Here is a 19,511-nt window from a genome sequence, read left to right on the forward strand (position 1 = left end):
GTCAGATTTATTTTATTTTTTACTGAAGGAGCAAGCTCATGCGATATGATCGATCGAGGCTTCTTTTTGCCGTTGTATTTGCGATGGCTTTGCTTCTTGAAGGCTGCTCGTCTGAGACCACGTTGCAGCAGCCATTGCCGAATAAAACCGTAATCGAACAAGCACAACAGGCCAATGATATTTATCCTCCTGCTCGTCCCATTCTTATGGGCTTCTCGCAGCTTGGCTCTGAAAGCGATTGGCGAAGAGCAAACACCGCATCCATTATTGATTCGGCGGAGGAGGCAGGCATCGAGCTTCTATTCGAAAATGCGGAGCAATCGCAAGAGAAGCAAGTCGAGGCGCTACGCTCATTTATTGATAAGCAGGTTGACGTCATTGCGCTCGCGCCTGTTGTCCACTCCGGCTGGGAGGTTGTTCTGAAGGAAGCCAAAGATGCGGGAATTCCGGTCATTATTTCAGACCGATCGGTTGATGTTTCCGATTCCTCCTTGTTTGTTACGCATATTGGCTCTGATTTTTATGAAGAAGGGCGCAAAGCTGGCAAATATCTGCTTGATAAAATGAGCAACGAAGCAGGGAAAGTGGAGATCGTCGAGCTTCGCGGCACGGAAGGCTCCTCGCCATCTATTCAAAGGGGGCAGGGCTTTGAAGATACGTTAAAGGATAATGAACGCTTTCATATGCTGAGGAGCGAATCTGCAAATTTCACTTTTGAACAAGGGAAAGAAACGATGCGCGTCTTTTTACGTGAGCATGGCGACGATATCCGCGTATTGTTTTCGCATAACGATGACATGGCGCTCGGAGCAATCGAAGCGATCGAAGAGTTTGGCTTAAAACCAGGAGTCGATATTTTCATCATATCCGTTGACGGAACGCGTAAGGCATTCGAGAAGCTTGCGGAAGGGAAGATCAACTGCGTGGTGGAATGCAACCCGCTGCTTGGTCCTAATATTATGCAGGCGGTTCAGGAGCTAATCGCAGGAAGGACGCTTCCAAAGCGGATATTTCCTTCCGAGAGCGTGTTTACCCAGCAAACGGCTGAACGCGAGGTCGATCAACGGAAATACTAATAAACGTATCAGGATTCGTGCTCGCCGAAAGGGGCTGTCCGGAGGGTCTTAACAAGACCCGAGGGATAGCCCTTTTTGCTTTCTATAAACGATCAGGAGTGTTAACTCAGAGTAAATTTGATCATTATTACGATACAGCCACAATTTTCCGCCTCGCGGTGGTCGAATATTTGGAAAGTGGCTTATATCCATTTCCTTCAGCAGGGATTGCCTCAGCCAAGAATGAAACCGCTATTCTTTGTATTTCCTTGCTCGGAACGTGATTTTCGTGCCCTGGCCGGGAATGCTCACAATGTCCAGTCCGGTGCCATAGATCTGACGAAGAAGACGGGTCGTGTTCCATAAGCCGAACTTCCGGGTTGATGCCGATCCCTGTATCCTCCACTTCCAGCATCATCGTCTTGATGATTCATGTGCTGTATGCGTAAAGCCGGACATACCTTCTTCGAATTTCACGTCAACTGTTTCTTCTCTTTCAGAAGTGATAGGACAGGGAGCAGCGAGTGGTTATCGGTATCGAAAAAATGCTGCATCGGACAATCCCCATTTGAAAGTCGATCAAGCACAAAAGGAATATTGAATTTTTTAACCGTTAAATGCTCATTCACTTCATGCCAATACAAAGGGGCAGCAACCGTCGCGTCTTCATTGCCTCTTGTGGAGTAAGGACAGATGATCGTTTTGCCTGCCGCATGCTGGACGTAGTCGATGTAAAGCCTGGAACCTCGGTTTTTTTTCAATCTTTCAATCGTAAAATCTTCCGGATGCTTTTGTACCAAAAATTCGGCCAGGAAGGACGTTAATATTCTTGTATCGTCATAGGTTAGGGAAGCGTCCCGTGGAACCGGGATATGGATTTGCAGACCTTTTCCGCCAGACAGCTTTGGGAAGCTAACGATGCCGAAGCTCTCGAACACAGCCTTCAATTCTAAAGCTGCTTTCACAGCAAGTGGAAAATAATCTCGGCTTGGCGGGTCCAAATCGATTACAACTTCCAAGGGCAAGTCGGTTTCAACTCTTTGGAAGGGGATATGATATTCGATCGCCAATTGGTTGCCTAGCCAGATCAGTGCAGACAGATCATTGCATAGGATATAAGAAATGTCACTCTTTACCACAGTCTTTATGTAATCCGGAGCATAATCCGGACAATTACGCTGATAGAAGGATTCTCCAGCTATACCCTTGGGATAACGAATCGTCGTTAAAGTCCTTTGCTGTAAAAAGGGAAGCATGTACGGTGAGATCTGTATCAAATAGGAAATGAAGCTCTCTTTATCGATCCTGGGAGTATGCCATATGATTTTATCGGGATGCGTGAGGTTGACCTGATTTTGTACGGGGGCATTTTCGATAATTAATTTATTCCACGTACATTCCTTCCAATCCATGGAGAAACGGAACGTTTGGAAGGTGGGTTTAACTAGCCGGCCGTTTTCGATGGAATCAAAAGTCAGTTCAACACAAATGCCGGGAGTGACCCAAACGATTGACTGCTGGGTTCGCAGGGGATTGGCCTGAATGATTTCCATCAACGATTGTTGCTCTTCCTTGTTCATTCCGTGGATAAAGGCTCCGATTGAATAGGCCTCGCCTTCCATGTTCAGCCCTGCAATAAAGTGATTATCGAGAGTATGATAGCCTAATACAAAAAAATACCCTTTATACGTTAGACCTGTTCTAGAAGGCAGAAGCTCCAACATTTTGTTTCCGTCCATATTCCTCCTCCTCAACCATTTAGTAGTACGAAGTCTATAATTCCCTTCAAGCTGAGATATATTCCCTAACCGTTGGCTTCTAGTATTTCAAATTAAAAATGAAACGTATTTTGTCGAATGTGCATATTTTAATCGTATTTTTATAATAAAATAACCTTGTGTAATATATTTTTTAACAATTGACAGAACACCCATTTATTTTGTTTTTAATTTGAGCTATGATGCAAAAATAGAAGGAATATTTGTATATTACATTATTGAAACAGGTGATATAGATGAAAGATTTTTTTTCAACCTTAAATAAATCCAAACTAATTTTATCTTTCCTAAATATTACCTCAGATGGTGTCGTAATCGTTGATAGAGAAGGAATGGTCCTTGGGGTTAACAAGAAATTTGAGGAGCTTCATGGGTGGTCCGAAAAAGAAATCATTGGAAAAATTTTACCGATGACGCCGGAGAACAAAAAGGCTGAGGTATTTGAATTATATGCGCGAATTATTCAAGGGGAAGAATACAACGGACATGAAGTTTTAAAGCTAAGAAAAGATGGGAGTTCATTTTATGCAAATGTAACCATTTCTGCAATGAGAGATGATTCTGGAGAGGTTGTTGCTTTCGTTGGCGTCGAGAGGGATATTACCGAAAAGAAAATGGCAGAAGAGCAATTAAAAGAAAGCGAGGAGCGTTACCGCATACTGGTCGAAAACTCCCCAGAGCCTATTGTGGTTTTTCAAGACCATATCATTACATATGTAAATCCAGCAGCCGTAATCCTTATGGGCGTTTCAAATCAGGAGGAACTGATTGGCGAGAACGTAGCTCGATTCTTTCATCCAGATGATTTAGACATACTGCTTGCCGAAATGAATCAATTATGTATATCGAGTCAGACCTCTTCGATTCTGGATAAAAGGCTTATCAGGGTGGATGGAGAAATGATCCATATCGAAGTCAAAGCTGTACCGTTTCATATTCAAGGCAATAAATCGGTACAACTATTATTTCGTGACATTACTGAAAGAAAAAAAGCAGTATTTGAGCTTGCTCAAAGAGAGCGAGAATATAGCCGTGTGCTGAAGCTGTCTCCTGAGCCTATTGTGCTGCACAGGGGCGCCATCATTACTTTCGTCAATGATATGGCGTTAAAATTGTTTAACGGCCAAACGCCTGAAGATCTTGTTGGGCGATCTGTTTTCGAATTTTCCTGTCCCAGCTATCATGCGACGCTTAAGGAAAGATTAGATCGAGTGATGGAAACGGATGGCTTTATGGAGTTTACTAGTATTGAATTGCAACGATTAGATGGAACAATGTTGGATGTAGAGGTGTCTTCTATCTATATTCATAAATATGTTGGAGATCCTGTCATCCAAACTGTAATAAGAGATATGTCAGATCGCAAAAGATCCGAAGATCTCATACGGAGAGCGGAAAAGCTTTCCATCGTAGGCGAATTAGCTGCTGGAATCGCTCATGAAATACGCAACCCATTAACAGCGTTAAAAGGGTTTTTACAGCTTTTAAGATCAAAAGAAACAGCTTACGTTGAGATTATGCTTGTTGAAATTGATCGAATAAATCAGATCGTAAATGAATTTATGTGTATGGCCAAGCCCCATGCTGATAAATTTATTGAAACGGATCTAAAAGATTTGATTGAGAACGTCACATTTATGATGCAGCCTCAAGCCATTTTATATAATGTTCAAGTGGACTTCACTCTGGATACGATGGACTCACGCGTGTTTTGCGAGCCCAATCAGCTTAAGCAAGTTTTTATTAATCTGATTAAAAATTCAATCGAAGCAATGCCATCAGGGGGAACCATAAACGTGAAGGTCATGGACAAGGATGCTTCATTTTTGCAAATTGTGTTGAGTGACGATGGCTTGGGTATCCCTAACGACCAGATAGCTAATGTTGGAAAACCATTTTTCACGACGAAAGAAAAAGGCACCGGTCTAGGCCTGATGGTTTGTTTCAAGATCATTGAAGCGCATCGTGGACACATGGACATTCAAAGTGAACTTGGTAAAGGAACCACGATGATCATTACCTTGCCGAGTTTACCTAATAAATAAGATATATTCCACCATCCGGTAAATGGTTTCTATTCCATCGTAGAACATATCAAAGCGGTAGCCCAGGCAGTATTTCTGCTTAGGCTGCCGCTTTTTCTATGTTTGATGTTGTTGAATTTTATCGCTTCATAATCAGGACTAATTTTGAAGATCGAATTTATTTGTAAAAAAATTCATTAACTCCTCTTAACCCTGACATAATGCTGTCAGGGTGGATGCCTTATCATAAGAAGTGTAAAGAAGAACAACGGAACAAACCCAAATCCGAGGAGGCAATACCAATGACAACTTTTAAAACAAACCAGGCAGCTAACGCTTTAGATACAGAAATTCGCCCTTTTCAAATTGATATACCGCAGGCGCAGCTTGATGATCTGCAATACCGCTTAACGAATACGCGCTGGGCAAATGCTTTGCAGGATGCTGGATGGAAATATGGGGTTTCGTCGGCATATGTGAAAGAGGTGACAGAGTATTGGAAAAAGGAATATGACTGGCGCAAGCATGAGGCTCGCTTGAATGAATTTCCGCAGTTTACTACGACTATTGATGGCGCTAATATTCATTATATGCATGTTCGTTCGCCTGAGCCTAATGCGTTGCCGCTGATTCTCACGCATGGCTGGCCAAGCTCCATTGTGGAGTTTTGGAACCTAATCGGTCCGCTAACCAATCCTCGTGCTTATGGCACTGATCCGGCAAATGCCTTTCATCTTGTAATACCCTCGGTGCCAGGCTTTGGCTTCTCGGGCGGGGAGCTCGATGCAGGCTGGAATATTTCGCGAATTGCGAAGGCATGGGCGGAGCTAATGAACCGTCTAGGATACGAGAAGTATGGCTCTCATGGCAGCGATTGCGGTGCAATGGTGTCCCGTGAGATGGGCATTCAAAAGCCGGAAGGGCTGCTCGCTATTCAAGTCCTGCAGCTCTTCTCTTTCCCATCCGGCAATCCAGCGGAGATGGTTGACCTATCCGAGGATGATCAAAGCCGTCTGCAATTTTTGGCGAACTTCCATGAGCGCGCAGGCTATAACGCCATACAGCAAACGCGTCCGCAGACACTGTCCTACGGGCTCGCTGATTCCCCGGTAGGTCAGCTTGCTTGGATAGCAGAGCTGTTCAACGGCTTTGGCGATCATATCGATTTTATTGACCGTGATGCGCTGCTGACAAATGTCATGATTTATTGGCTGACCAATACAGCCGAATCGTCTGCCCGCTTGTATTATGAGAATGTCCATCCGCAGGTGGAGACATCTCAAGAAGCAAACACGACGGCGACGGGTGTATCGGTGTTCGGGCATGATTTTAAATCAATGAAACGTTTCGCAAAGCGAGACAACACAAACCTTGTACAATGGTCGGAGTTTGAGCGGGGTACCCATTTTGCCGCATTAGATGCTCCTGATCTTCTGGTTAAAGAGCTGCAAGACTTCTTCCGCCGCTTCAGATAAGATGAGCATAGAGGTTAAAGGCAGGCAAGCGTAGAAGTATTGGAAGCAACAATATTTCCGGATGGGAGGAACCTCGAGTGAAACTGGATCGATTACTCGCCATAACGATGTCGTTATTAAACCAAACCCGCGTGAGCGCGACCGAGCTGGCCGAGCGCTTCGAGGTCTCCTTGCGGACAATATATCGAGATATGGAATCCATAAATCAAGCAGGCATTCCGATCATATCATTCCCAGGCTCGGATGGAGGGTATGAAATTATGTCGGGTTACCGCATCGATAAACAGATTTTGTCCTTTGACGATTTTTCAGCCATTTGCTCCGCGCTTCGGGGAGCAAAATCCGCGACGGACAGCTCTGACATCAACGAGCTGCTAGAGCGTGTGGGCGCATTAATGCCGACTCGGGCAAGCGGAGCGAGCGACGTTCATGTTGATCTTGATTTTAAACCGGCTCCAAATGACAAGGGAAAATTCGAACCGCTGCACAAAGCTATTAAGGAGCTGAAGGTGGTTCAGTTTAATTATTTGGACAACAAGGGGCAGGAGACGAAGCGGACGATTGAACCGATGGGGCTTTTTCTCAAAGGGTATGTCTGGTACGTATACGGGTATTGCCTTACGAGAGCCGATATTCGCGTATTCAGGCTCTCCCGCATGCTTGGTTTAAGCAGCTTATCGGATACCTTTATTCGTCGTCCCTACACCCTGCAGGATGTTGAACAGCAATTCATGGGGAAAGTGAATTTTCAAAAGGTGAGGGCAGTACTTCGCTTTCAGCCTGAAATGAAGACAAGGGTAAGAGATGAATTCAGCTATGATGAGATTTCAGACCACCCAGACGGTACTGTTACTGTCATTGCCCACTATTCCTCTAAGGAGCGGGCGGTTCGTAGTATTTTAAGCTATAGCAGCTATGTTATGGTTATCGAGCCCTCTGAGTTAATCGAGGAGCTTGCCGGGCATATAAGGCAAATGGCTAGAATCTACAACATAAATTAATCATCCAATTGGACAAAAAAAGACCTACAGCATACGGTGCTGTGGGTCTTCGCTATATATAGGAGCAGCCGGTACCTAATTTTGTTAAAAAATAGTTTCCAACCTAACCGTACTTGATTTTTAGTCCATACCGCTGACCGAACGAATCATATCATATATAGATTATTGTAATGGGGGTGATATATCTTGGCGAGAACAATATCTACAAAGATGAAAATACTGACAAGAAAACAACTACTTAGAGAGAAATTATGTGCGACACCCAGGCTTAAAAGGAGCTCCTCAGCACCTGTTCGCAGAAAAAAATGTAAAAAGAAAACCATTGCAGCTTGTCCGTTAAAAAGAAAGAAAAAATATAAAAAGATCATTATTTTCAAAAAGGGACCTAAGGATACAAATTACCAAGGAGTCCAGGGACCTCCAGGGCCGCAAGGAATGCAAGGTCTTGGTACGCAAGGCATACAAGGGCCGCTAGGGGAACAAGGAGAACAAGGAGAACAAGGTATTCAAGGGGCTCCAGGTATACAAGGATCGCAAGGACCACGAGGCTCAACGGGAGCTGTCACCATCCCAGACATTATCATTTTGCCGACTGCACAAAGATATTTTTATATGATGTCCTCAGATGCACAGTCTCAAGTAACGATCCCGGCTGATGCATTTACAAACGATGAGGGAGCGATCGTAACCGAATTTTCTGACATTGGTCAAAATAGCTATAGTAATCTTTATATCAATGGGATATTACAAGAAGGCAGTATATATCAGTTAACTGAAAATGCGGTGAGCATTCATTTCAACAATCAGACTTTATTTTCGGGAACGCCAATTATTATCGAAATCGTAAGCTTTTCTGCTAAAACATTCGTTAGTTACGTTTAACTAGCACCTGTATTAAATAGCCCTTCCCTTTCTCTATCATTTGCATAAGCTACTTGAGAGAAGAGAGGTGATATAAATGCCAATTACAAAACCATTTATGGCTGCAAGAAGATTTAGTGCTACAATAGCAGACGGAACAGGAGTCGGAGCTGCATTTAATATTCTTGCCACAGCTACTACCAATGACGCTGGAACTGCTGCCACAGCATTTCCAACTGCGCCAGCGTACTACAATCTTTTTATTAATGGACAGATTCAGACAGCTGACACGTCAACCGTTACGACTACTGCTATTACCATTCCGGATGGTGATACACTCGATCCTGGGACGCCAATTGTCATCGAATTTGTAGTAAACTAATCATTCAATTGAAGAAATGCCGACAATTGATCTTTTGGTTGTCGGCATTTTCTTTTTGTAAAAAGTTCCCTTTATCAGTGTGCTTTATAAACATATATGGGACAAATCATTTCGTGATCTTTGTGGTCTTTAAGGAGCAACAACAGTGAATAAAACAAGGAATATAAAGGAATGCTTCCTATTAATAACACGGAACGTCCTGACGTTATGTCGGAAACGTATTGGAAGGCCGTATTGCAATTGTGGTTGATGGTACGCCGCTTTGCGCTTGTAGCCCCAACTGTCGTAGCGCAGTTATTCAGGTTCAGAGGAATGAAAATAGAAGGTCAGGTGTCCTAACCGTTGAATAATCTACCATTTTTATTTAAATTTATTAAATAGGTAAAATAACACAATGGAAAGGATATAATGAAGGGGCAGAAGCAATACTAAAGGACTGCCATAAGCTGATATATCAGTAGAAAGCTAAAATATCATCATGCCTATTATTGTTGTTTGAAGTAAAAAAAACGATAAGACAGAAAGTAAAGGGGAGATAAGATGACTGAGAAAAATCCACGAACAGAAGCAGGATGGAACTTCGACAATAGCTATGCTTGTCTGCCTGAAATCATGTTTACAAGGATGGCTCCAAACCCAGTACGCTCACCGAAGCTGATCATACTTAATGATTCACTGGCAGCATCGCTGGGGTTGAACGCTCAAGCACTGCAAAGTGAGGATGGCGTAGGAGTGCTTGCTGGCAATCAGACTCCTGAAGGAGCTTTGCCGCTTGCACAAGCTTACGCAGGACATCAGTTCGGGCATTTTAACAGGTTAGGGGACGGTCGTGCACTGCTGCTTGGTGAACAGATTACTCCTCGAGGAGAACGGGTGGATGTTCAGCTTAAAGGTTCAGGCAGAACGCCGTACTCACGCGGTGGCGATGGCCGGGCGGCACTTGGGCCGATGCTGCGCGAATACATCATCAGCGAAGCCATGCATGCGCTTGGCATTGCTTCCACCCGCAGCTTAGCGGTGGTGACAACCGGTGAGAATATCCGTCGGGAAACCGAGCAGCCGGGTGCCATTTTGACACGCGTGGCAGCTAGTCATCTACGAGTTGGCACCTTTCAATATGTTTCAAATTGGGGCACTGCCGACGATCTTCAAGCTTTGGCTGATTACACTTTGCAAAGACATTTCCCGGACATTGATGTTAGCGGGAACCGTTATCTTTCTCTACTTCATGAAGTGATTAAACGTCAGGCTGAGCTGATTGCCAAATGGCAGCTTGTTGGTTTTATTCACGGGGTGATGAATACCGATAACATGGCCCTCAGCGGAGAAACGATCGATTACGGCCCTTGCGCCTTCATGGATAGCTATGATCCGGCTACGGTATTTAGTTCAATCGACGTCCATGGGCGCTATGCTTACGGCAATCAGCCGAACATTGCTGCGTGGAATCTCGCGAGATTTGCTGAAACCCTATTGCCGCTGCTGCATGAAGACGAGTCACAGGCGGTCAGTCTAGCGGAGGATGCGTTATCCGATTTCTTCGAATTGTTTCACCATAACTGGATCTCGGGAATGAGAGGGAAGCTGGGAATCTTTAATGAAGAGGCGGAGGATGAAGCTCTTATTAAAGAGCTGCTTAGTATGATGCAGAAGTACAGTGCGGATTACACTAACACATTCCGTGCTTTAACTTTCGATAAGCAGGAGGCTACGGTTTTGTTTGGCACACCGGAATGGTCTCCATGGCATGAGCGCTGGCAGGCGAGGTTAAGCAGGCAGCAGGAAGCGAAGGCCTCCTCGCATCAGCTGATGAGAAGCAGCAATCCCGCCATCATTCCTCGCAATCACAGAGTAGAGGAGGCGCTTGAGGCAGCAGTGGAACAAGAAGACTTCAGTGTAATGGAGCGTCTTCTTGCTGTTCTTTCGTGCCCCTATGCGCACACCTCCGAGCAGGCTGATTATTCCACAGTGCCTGCGCAATCAAATGGTTCTTACCGTACCTTTTGCGGAACTTAGTTTCATTAGGCTAAAAAATTAGTTGTAAAAAAAGATAATAATGTTTACAGAAAAGGGCAAAACTTTTTGCCCTTTTTTTGCTGTTATGGAATGACCTATGGTTTGTGATTAGCGATGGCATCTGCAAAACCAGCTGTATTCTATATCGACCTTAGTCTAGCTAAAAACCTAGTCTAAGGTCGTATCTCGCCATATGGATTATTTTGGTATGCTTAATTTGTATGCTCAATGTCGGAAAAGGGGTGAGCTCATATTAATGCCATGAATACCGAATGCTCAACGGAAACGAAGACTGCAAGTTCACCTTTTTGGAAAAAGGCTGCTTTACTGTACTTGCTAATTATGGTTCCGATCCTGATAGGATTGCAGCAAATGCAAGCGCCTCGAATCGTTCAATCGGATACATCGCTTGATCTTTTTTCGTCTGGAAGGGCCATGAAGAAGCTGGAAGTCATCGCAAAGGAGCCTCATCCAGTCGGTAGTCAGGCGCATCATGAAGTACGAGATTATCTTATATTGGAGTTAGAAGGTCTCGGTTTGAAGCCTGAAATACAAAAAGCAGTGGTTGAATCATCCCTAACAGGGGAGATAGAGAATATTATTACGCGTATGCCGGGTACGGCCAATAGCAAAGCAGTCATGATTGCAGCGCATTACGATAGTGAAACGAATACGCCAGGGGCTGCGGACGATGGAGCGGGAATTGCGGCGATGCTGGAAACGATACGTGCTTTAAAAGCAGCAGGTCCTCTGAAAAATGATGTTATTTTTCTCATGACAGACGGCGAAGAGACGGGGCTCTATGGAGCCAAAGCTTTTATGGAGGACCATGCCTGGGCCCATGATGTGGGAATTGTCCTTAACTTTGAAGCGCGGGGGAATAAAGGGCCATCCTTTATGTTTGAGACAAGTGACCAGAATGGCTGGCTGATCAAAGAATTCATTAAAGCTGCTCCTGATCCAGTAGCGTACTCCATCATTTATAACCTATACAAACTGATGCCCAATGACACGGATTTGACGGTGTTCAGGGAGGAAGGACTTTCAGGCTTGAATTTTGCTTTTGGCATGGGGTTGAACGCCTATCATCAGCCCATTGATACTCCGGAAAACCTCGATATGGCGAGCTTGCAGCATCATGGGGAATACATGCTAAGCCTGTCCAAGCACTTTGGCCAGTTGGATTTGAAACAGGTAAAGCAAGAGGATCGGATATATTTCAACCTATTTGGCAGCCATATGGTCAGCTATCCCCAATCATGGGGCATGTGGTTGATGATCGCAGGTGCCTTGTTCTTCATCGCTACAGTGGTGCATGGCATCAGTCGTCGGAGAGTAACGGTTAAGGGGATGACAGGTGGTTTTTTTATTACGCTTATCAGTTTAATAGTCGTGTTTGGATTATTCACCCTGATCTGGGCGGTATGGAGATCTACCTTATCCAACGAGCAGCTAAAGGTCATGTTGCTCGATCCAAAAGTGAGTATACTCGTTTTGCTTGGATACATTGTAGTTACGGTGGCAATAATCGGTCTATTGGTACGGTGGATTTCAAAAAAGATACGCATGGAAAATATGTGGGCTGGACTTCTTCTGCTTTGGACATTGCTAAGTATATTCATGGCGCTATATCTGCCTGGAGGTAGTTATCTTACCCTCTGGCCGTTGCTTTCTAGCCTTATAGGGTTAAATTTTTCTATTCGCATGAGGTCAGACGAACGAAAATGGGGATCGGTATTTTTTGCGATGCCGGGTTTGCTGCTTTTTGCTCCTATTTGTTATTTGATTTATGTATTGATGACGCTCCAATTAGCAGCTGCTTTACTATCGGTTGTTGCGCTTGGGTTCACATTGATTTATCCGGTGTTCTGTGCGAGGAGCAGCCACCAGCACTCAATAACGAAGTAGAAGACTTTAAGAGGCCCATGCTATTGAGCATGGGCCTCTTTTATATAAGCATCAACTGGAATGGCTTGTTGCTATTTGTGCGAATCTAAATTATTTCACTGTATCAACAGTCTGCTTCTCGATGGCCGCAATCGTCGAATTCATACGGCGGATGATTTCTGGATCGAATTTTTGTTGACGATCGTAGGTGAGGAGGCCATTCACTTCTTGTTCGACATCGTAGAGCTGGGTGTAGCAAAAAGCGCAGATGTATGGATTTTCTAGCAGCGCTAATGTCAAGCCTTCATAGCGAGAAAGAAATTCTTCCTCTGTTTTCGGACGGTCGCCATAGCCCCAGCTCTTCTGATCGGCTTGACCCGGATTCCACCAAATGCCGCCGTATTCACTAACGAAGTAGGGCTGGCCTTCGTATTTCTGACGGTTTTGGAAAGTGACGTACCGTTCACCGCCTGTACGCATAGCCTCGTAGTTTTGGGCGAATTTTTCCGGATTTTGCTCATAATCATGTACATCGAAAATATCAGTAATGACGTGGAAGTTGCCGCTTGTATCGATGACAGGGCGAGTAGCGTCCAGTGACTTGGTCACCTGATAAGTGATCCTCAGCACTTCGTCATTTTGGCGAGCTCCCTGTGGCCCGTCCCAGGTTTCATTGAACGGGCACCAGCCTACTAAAGCGGGACTATTATAATCTCGTTTTACAATTTCAATCCACTCCGGCAAAAATTGTTGAAGCCCTCGCGCGTTCGTAATATCGAGTCCCCAGTTCGCATGCTCGCCCCAAACGATGTATCCCAATTGGTCAGCCCAATATAAGAAGCGAGCTTCAAAAACCTTCTCGTGCAGGCGTGCGCCATTGAAGCCAAGACTCATAGACAATTCAATGTCCCGCTTTAAATCCTCGTCCGTAGGAGCGGTATAAATTCCTTCCGGATAAAAGCCTTGATCCAGCACCAGACGTTGGAAAACGGGTTTACCGTTAATGAGAATCGCATTGTTATCCCATTTCACGGAGCGAAGGCCAAAGTAGCTTTCTGCAGAATCGATTACTTTTCCGTTATTTTGTATGGATAATGTAAGGTCGTAAAGCTTAGGCGATCCGATTTCCCATAAATGGCTTTCTGAGAGCTTTACCGTCAATCGTGCTTGCTTGCCATTCACTACTGCAGACTGTAAGCCTACCATTTTGCCGCCGAACTGTGCTTCTACAGAGAACGTTAAACCGTCAGCACCACTGAACTCACCTTCGACATGCAGGGCTTGGTTCTCACAATCCGGTGTCAGCTTGAATGACTGAATATACTGCTCGGGCACGGACTCCAGCCATACGGTTTGCCAGATTCCCGTCGTTCTCGTATAATCGCATCCATGCGAATGGTACAAACCAGACTGCTTTCCTCGAGGCTGCAGGCCGGAACGTTGATCATCTTCCGCACATACCGTCAACACGTTAACGCCCGCTTGGAGAAGGTGAGTAATTTCTATTGAAAAAGAAGCATATCCACCGCGATGGGTGCCTGCCGAAATCCCGTTCACCCATACCTCTGTTTCGTAATCAACAGCGCCAAAATGAACGAGAATACGGCTGCCTTTCCATTCGGCAGGAATTTCTATTTCCCTGCGATACCAGACGGCAGCCATAAAATCTTTGTACTCAATGCCGGATAGCTTGCTTTCGGGACAGAAAGGAACCCGTATTTTCTCCTTTAAAGCAGCAGCCTCGAACAAATTGCGATGCTTTCCGCTTTTACCATGATCGATTTCAAATTCCCACTCGCCGTTCAGGTTCATCCACTCGGAGCGAACCATCTGCGGACGCGGATATTCTGGACGTGGGATGGACTCTTTTACTGATGTCATCATAATCCTCCTCGGAACAATAATTAATTTAAATGTTAATAAAAAAGAATGAAATAAACGATTTTCCTCAAAAATAGTATATGAAAACGATTGTATAGTTGTCAATACGCAGTATTCAGTCATTATTATATATTAATAGTAACTTAAAAGTTAATAACTATCCTGGAAGGCGTTTAATTATCGAGGTCAAAACACGACAAAATGTGCCGATTTCGAATAGCAATATGAATTTCGATGTGGAAGGATTTTCTATTGAGGCCTGGCAATCATTTAAGTGGATGGAGTGGTCAATAAATAGAAAAAAAAGAGCGCAATTCGCGCTCCTTTTTTCATTCCATTCAGATGAATAGGGTTTGGCTGATGTGCTTAACTTCATTCCATTATCTAGAGAAGCGTTTCTACACCGTCAATAAATATCTCAGTACCTGAAATATGGCTCGATTCCTGCGAGGCAAGAAATAAAACTAGATCGGCAACCTGCTCAGGTTGTCCCGGCCCATGCTCTAGCGGTTGACTGCCTTCAGGATATTTAACTGGAATTTTGATTTTATCGAGCTGAGGTGTCTCTTTTGTACTTTCTCCGATATTGGTTTGAATAGCTCCCGGACAGATGACGTTAACCCGAATTTTATAGGTAGCCAACTCTAGAGCTGCCATTTTGGCAAAAGCAATTTGGCCTGCTTTTGATGAGCTGTATGCTGACATGCCGAATCCGGAAAATTTACGGCTGCCGTTAATGGAGCTGGTAATGATGATGCTTCCCCCGTTTTTTTTCATATGCGGAATGGCATATTTAACGGTTAAAAATGTTCCTTTTAAATTGGTCGTCAGCGTGTGATCCCAAGCTTCCGGCGTTAAGTCTTCGATAGGAGAGACGACGCCATTGATTCCTGCATTTGCAAATACGATATCAATGCGGCCCCATTGTTTAATCGCGGATTGAATCGCCTGATTCACCCGATCGGGGTCTGATACATCAGTATCAATAAATAACGATTCTCCGCCCAGTTCATTGATTTGCTTCTCAACAGACTCGCTGCGGTTGTTGTTTAAATCGATGAGGCATACTTTAGCTCCGTGCTTTGCCAAGAGCAGTGCAGCTGCACGTCCAATGCCAGAACCAGCCCCGGTGATAATGGCAACCTTATCTTTTACACGAAGCGTGCTTGCATGTTGTTGTTTTTCTTCAGTAACGTTCATGGTTAAATCCCTCCTGAAGTACAGAAATTTTCCGAATTAGTGTTCCATCGTATGGTTTATTTATTCTAATTATCCACATTCCGAATGAATCATGGATAAATTCAGAGTTTCATCTGATATACTAATTAGATGTCAAACCAAACTATAAATCATCTGAGGTGCTTTAACTTTCATGAATGCATTAAATTTGTTACGAAGCTTTAATTTTTTGTATTTTGCGCTACTCTCCATGTTTATTACGTTTCTTCCCGTCTACCTTGCCGAACAGGGCTTACAGCCTGCACAAATTGGTTTCATTATTGGAACGGGCGGTTTTATAACGATTATTACCCAGCCTTTATGGGGCATGATCAGCGATAAAACGAGGACGATTCGTAAAATACTCCTCCTGTTGGTTTTAATCTCAAGCGTAACAGGCTATTTTTTGTACAACTCCAGTACTTTTTTTATGCTTATATTATTTGCCATGCTTCTGTACTTTTTTCTCATGCCGATCGACCCGCTGCTGGAGAGCCTTAATTTCTCCATATCCGAAGCTTCCGGTGTGAGCTATGGATCTATACGTACTTATGGAGCATTAGGTTATGCTGTCACTTCGCTGCTCACAGGCTACGTTATGTCTTATTTCGGCGCACATAGTTTGTCCTTGCTCTTTGTAGGCATTGGATTCATCAGTTTAGTTATTAGCTGGAAAATGTCAGATGTACCGGTTACAGGGAAGCCGGTTACTTTAAGCAGCCTCAAACATTTTATGAGCAATAAAGAGACGCTAATGTTTCTTCTGCTTGTTTTTGTTTGTTCGGTACCAGCACGGATGAACGACACCTTTCTCGGCATTTATATTCGCGAGCTTGGAGGGACTCCCGAACTAATTGGACAGTCCTTTTTCTTGGCGGCTGGCAGTGAGATTATTGTATTTGCTTTAAGCTTCTGGTGGCTGCGCAAAGGCAAGGAAATGATGCTCATTTCATTCGCGTCTATCTTCTTTTTCATTCGTTTTTTTCTATCTGCCTGGATTACTGATCCGCATGTATTGGCTTATTTGCAAATCATGCAAATGCTGACTTTCCCCATCTTCTATTCAGCGGCTATCCAGTACCTCTATCGCATCGTTCCTGTAGAATGGCGGGCTACTGGCCAGACGGCGCTAGCGCTTCTGTTCTTCGGAATATCAGGGATACTAGCTTCCTACTTAGGCGGGTTTATTTACGGGTCCTTTGGCGCCAAAACACTCTATCTAACGATATCTGTGCTGTCCTTCCTTGGCATGTTGTTTGGTTTTATCCTAAATCGGATATACGGGAAAACGCATAACGTTCGTAACGAAGCTGTTTAGAAAGAGATGCCTATAGCTGATAAGTTACCCACTTAAGCGTGCATTTAAATAAAACATAGATGCTTTATAAAACGAAAAAGACCCATAAAATGGGTCTTTTTCTGCATTCTATTTAAAAGAAGTTGTGCAATCTGAATGCACGGATGACATTCAGTGGTTTAATTAGTAGCCTTTGCCGTAAGGGCCAACGCCTGCGCCGCCGACGTTGTTGCCATAACCGCCGCAGCTGCCGCCAACTACTCCACAGCTACAAGCGATAATCACCAATAATATGAAAAGCACCAGAATAACACCAAGGTTTGTAAAAGCACCACCTACTTGACCGGACATTTCATTGCACCTCCTTACGTATTGGGTACTCTGTAACTTATGCAAGAGAATATCGAATGGATTGGGTGTTTGTTACAGAGATATTTGGTTACTGTCATTAGCCCAAAGCGGGATTATTGCTTATTCATCTATTAGCAACCGCCAAACCCACCAATTCCACAGCTACAAGCGATAATCACGAGCAAGATAAAGAGGACAAGGATAAAACCAATACTATTATTTGCACCACCAACGAATCCAGACATTAAACATTCACCTCCCTGATACTGAGTACCCTGTAGATTATGCTGAATGGGGTAAGGATGATTGGATGTTTGTACCGTATACATTTAATCAAGGTCATATGCCCACGCAGCTAAAATGAATAAAAGGATATATGGAGTCATGAAGCGAATCAGAGGTTTGAGAATAATAGCTCGTGTATTTCAATGCATCGAACATTTTTTTGTGAAAAAAAAGTGTTATTTCTGTATTAAGACCACTATTTCTTGTAATCGTCAGCTAGTTTTGCATGATTAATCGCTCTAAAATAAATTCAAGTAAACGTTATCTTTTGCCTCGTACAAAGGGAAGCGGCTACGTACTTCAAGCATAAGGAAGGGGTTATTAAATGAAAAAAATGCTACTGCTCGCTCTCGCAACAATGTTTGCGCTTACAGCATGCTCAAACGCAAACGGCAATAACAAAGAGACAAATGCACCGGGAACGACAAACGGAACGCCTAGCGAGACGGAACCCGCCAAGCCGGCTAAGTTATCCCTGAATTGGTCCATCACGGGAGTGAATTTGGCGAATGTTACACTTCCTTCCGCGGACAAAGATTTCGTAAAAAAAGCAATTGAAGAAAAGTTTAATGTGGATTTGAAATTGGATTATATGGTGGCCGGCAAAGAGTACCATGACAAGCTCAATGCAACTCTGGCAGGCGGAAGCGCTCCGGATCTGTTTATCAGTGGCGGTGCGGAATCACAAAAGTACATCTCGGATGGAATTGCTTCTGATCTGGGAGCCTTCATAACGAAAGAAACGATGCCGAACTATTTCAAGTGGGTGACGCAAGAAGAAGTAGATGCTTTCCAGCTTCAGCAAGGGAAATTTTTCCGTGCCATCCTGCCTTTCCAACGCAATACTTATGCTTCCTGGTATATCCGTCAGGACTGGCTCGATAAACTTGGGCTAAAGTCGCCTAAAAACTTTGAAGAACTGACGGATGTCCTTACGCAATTCACGATCGGCGATCCGGACGGCAACAAAAAACAAGATACGTACGGCTTCACAGCAGCGGGAAGCGGACAAAGCTTGCCATTTGACTTCCCACAATGGTTGAACAACGGCTTCGTAGCCGATTTCATGATCGTTGACAACAGCTATGTAGATAACCGGACAGACCTTAATGTTGAAGGTGTCCTCGATCAAGTGGTGGAGTGGAATAAAGCCGGGATCGTGGATCCGGACTGGTTTCTCAACAAGACGCCTGCCCATTTCGATAAAGCATCTCAAGGAAAAGTAGGAATGATCTTCTCTCCTGGCGATAAAACGATCGCTTTGGAAAGCGTTGTAACAAGCGTGCAAAGCCGTACAAAAGCTCTTAACCCAGATGCCAACTGGCAGCCGATATATCCGCTTGATAAGCCTGTCATGTGGAAATATAGCATTCCCGAAAACACGATCCTAATTAGCAAAACGACGGCTGATAAAAATCCGGAGAAAGTGACGCGCTCCCTTGAGATCTTGAACTGGCTTACAGGCGAAGAGGGCTTCCTGCTCACGCACTATGGACAGGAAGGCAAGCATTATTCGAAGGAAGGCAACAAGGTTACGTTGAATGTTGAAGCTTTCGAATCCGATATCGCCAAGGCGGGGAACTGGTTGAACGTATATGCGGCGTTTACACCGGATGAGCCGAATGTGCTTGGATTTGAACTGATTGATTCCCGCATTTCCGAGCATGACAGCGCCATCCTGAAGACGATAGAAGGCTTCCCGAAACACAATGCGCTGCCTCCGGTGAGCTTGGTACCGCCAGAAGGCATCAACATTGGAGATTTCCGCAAAGAAATGAGCAAATTCCATGCCAAAGCGATTTTAGAAGACAAGAGCGGTAAAAACTGGCCTAAATATCGGGAAGAGCTGATGACCAAATTCAAAGGCAAAGAAATCTTTACCGAGTACACCAAGCAGTTGAACAGTGTTCTGAAAGACAAGAAGCTTAACGATTTTCAATAAATATAGTTAAGGCATCGAGGGGAACCCTGGATTATTCATGGGTTTCCTTCTGCCTTCC

Annotated in this window: 16 protein-coding genes; 11 read left to right on the forward strand and 5 right to left on the reverse strand. The window is 44.2% G+C overall.

Annotated elements, in window-relative coordinates; genetic code table 11:
* The first annotated feature begins 38 nt into the window (after nt 1-38).
* Nucleotides 39-1,076, forward strand: a complete 1,038-nt coding sequence (locus tag HI950_RS02475; protein ID WP_169081745.1) for an ABC transporter substrate-binding protein — start codon at nt 39-41, stop codon at nt 1,074-1,076.
* A gap of 452 nt (nt 1,077-1,528) precedes the next feature.
* On the opposite strand, the gene ligD is transcribed toward HI950_RS02475, so the two are convergent.
* Entirely contained in the window at nt 1,529-2,794 is a 1,266-nt protein-coding gene (ligD, locus tag HI950_RS02480) for a DNA ligase D (RefSeq protein ID WP_223285072.1), read from the reverse strand.
* A gap of 275 nt (nt 2,795-3,069) precedes the next feature.
* Here ligD and HI950_RS02485 point away from each other — a divergent pair, with 275 nt between their 5' ends.
* The 8 genes from HI950_RS02485 to HI950_RS02520 all read left to right on the forward strand — a co-directional run bounded on the left by HI950_RS02485 (nt 3,070) and on the right by HI950_RS02520 (nt 12,500).
* Nucleotides 3,070-4,878: a PAS domain-containing sensor histidine kinase gene (locus HI950_RS02485; RefSeq protein ID WP_169081744.1), complete on the forward strand. Its 1,809-nt coding sequence runs from the start codon at nt 3,070-3,072 to the stop codon at nt 4,876-4,878.
* A 281-nt stretch (nt 4,879-5,159) separates the two neighbouring features.
* Nucleotides 5,160-6,332, forward strand: coding sequence for an epoxide hydrolase family protein (locus tag HI950_RS02490; protein ID WP_169081743.1), 1,173 nt, complete (start codon nt 5,160-5,162; stop codon nt 6,330-6,332).
* A gap of 77 nt (nt 6,333-6,409) precedes the next feature.
* Nucleotides 6,410-7,333 carry a helix-turn-helix transcriptional regulator gene (locus HI950_RS02495; protein WP_169081742.1) on the forward strand — a complete coding sequence of 308 codons (924 nt, stop codon included), beginning with the start codon at nt 6,410-6,412 and terminating at the stop codon, nt 7,331-7,333.
* A 186-nt stretch (nt 7,334-7,519) separates the two neighbouring features.
* Nucleotides 7,520-8,215, forward strand: a complete 696-nt coding sequence (locus HI950_RS02500) for a DUF4183 domain-containing protein (RefSeq protein ID WP_169081741.1) — start codon at nt 7,520-7,522, stop codon at nt 8,213-8,215.
* A 76-nt stretch (nt 8,216-8,291) separates the two neighbouring features.
* Nucleotides 8,292-8,576, forward strand: a complete 285-nt coding sequence (locus tag HI950_RS02505) for a DUF4183 domain-containing protein (protein WP_169081740.1) — start codon at nt 8,292-8,294, stop codon at nt 8,574-8,576.
* A gap of 171 nt (nt 8,577-8,747) precedes the next feature.
* A complete protein-coding gene (locus HI950_RS02510) occupies nt 8,748-8,915 on the forward strand; it encodes a hypothetical protein (RefSeq protein ID WP_169081739.1) in 168 nt (55 codons plus the stop codon).
* A 201-nt stretch (nt 8,916-9,116) separates the two neighbouring features.
* A complete protein-coding gene (locus HI950_RS02515) occupies nt 9,117-10,592 on the forward strand; it encodes a protein adenylyltransferase SelO (protein WP_169081738.1) in 1,476 nt (491 codons plus the stop codon).
* A 372-nt stretch (nt 10,593-10,964) separates the two neighbouring features.
* Nucleotides 10,965-12,500, forward strand: coding sequence for a M20/M25/M40 family metallo-hydrolase (locus HI950_RS02520; RefSeq protein ID WP_223285073.1), 1,536 nt, complete (start codon nt 10,965-10,967; stop codon nt 12,498-12,500).
* A 90-nt stretch (nt 12,501-12,590) separates the two neighbouring features.
* Here the strand turns inward: HI950_RS02520 and HI950_RS02525 are convergent, their stop codons facing one another.
* Nucleotides 12,591-14,360: a glycoside hydrolase family 2 protein gene (locus HI950_RS02525; RefSeq protein ID WP_169082227.1), complete on the reverse strand. Its 1,770-nt coding sequence runs from the start codon at nt 14,358-14,360 to the stop codon at nt 12,591-12,593.
* A 384-nt stretch (nt 14,361-14,744) separates the two neighbouring features.
* Entirely contained in the window at nt 14,745-15,560 is an 816-nt protein-coding gene (locus HI950_RS02530; RefSeq protein ID WP_169081736.1) for an SDR family oxidoreductase, read from the reverse strand.
* A gap of 172 nt (nt 15,561-15,732) precedes the next feature.
* Between HI950_RS02530 and HI950_RS02535 the strand changes: the two genes are divergently transcribed.
* Nucleotides 15,733-16,896: an MFS transporter gene (locus tag HI950_RS02535; RefSeq protein ID WP_169081735.1), complete on the forward strand. Its 1,164-nt coding sequence runs from the start codon at nt 15,733-15,735 to the stop codon at nt 16,894-16,896.
* Nucleotides 16,897-17,058: 162 nt separating this feature from the next.
* Here HI950_RS02535 and HI950_RS02540 read toward each other — a convergent pair whose 3' ends face one another.
* A complete protein-coding gene (locus HI950_RS02540; RefSeq protein ID WP_169081734.1) occupies nt 17,059-17,226 on the reverse strand; it encodes a hypothetical protein in 168 nt (55 codons plus the stop codon).
* 131 nt (nt 17,227-17,357) lie between these two features.
* Nucleotides 17,358-17,471, reverse strand: coding sequence for a sporulation protein YjcZ (locus HI950_RS02545; RefSeq protein WP_169083124.1), 114 nt, complete (start codon nt 17,469-17,471; stop codon nt 17,358-17,360).
* Between the two features lie 365 nt (nt 17,472-17,836).
* On the opposite strand from HI950_RS02545, the gene HI950_RS02550 reads away from it, so the two are divergent.
* Complete coding sequence (locus HI950_RS02550; protein WP_169081733.1) at nt 17,837-19,453, forward strand: type 2 periplasmic-binding domain-containing protein; 1,617 nt, start codon at nt 17,837-17,839, stop codon at nt 19,451-19,453.
* Nucleotides 19,454-19,511: the final 58 nt, after the last annotated feature.

The organism is Paenibacillus sp. PL91, from assembly GCF_012935325.2.
Taxonomy (GTDB): Bacteria; Bacillota; Bacilli; order Paenibacillales; family Paenibacillaceae; genus Pristimantibacillus.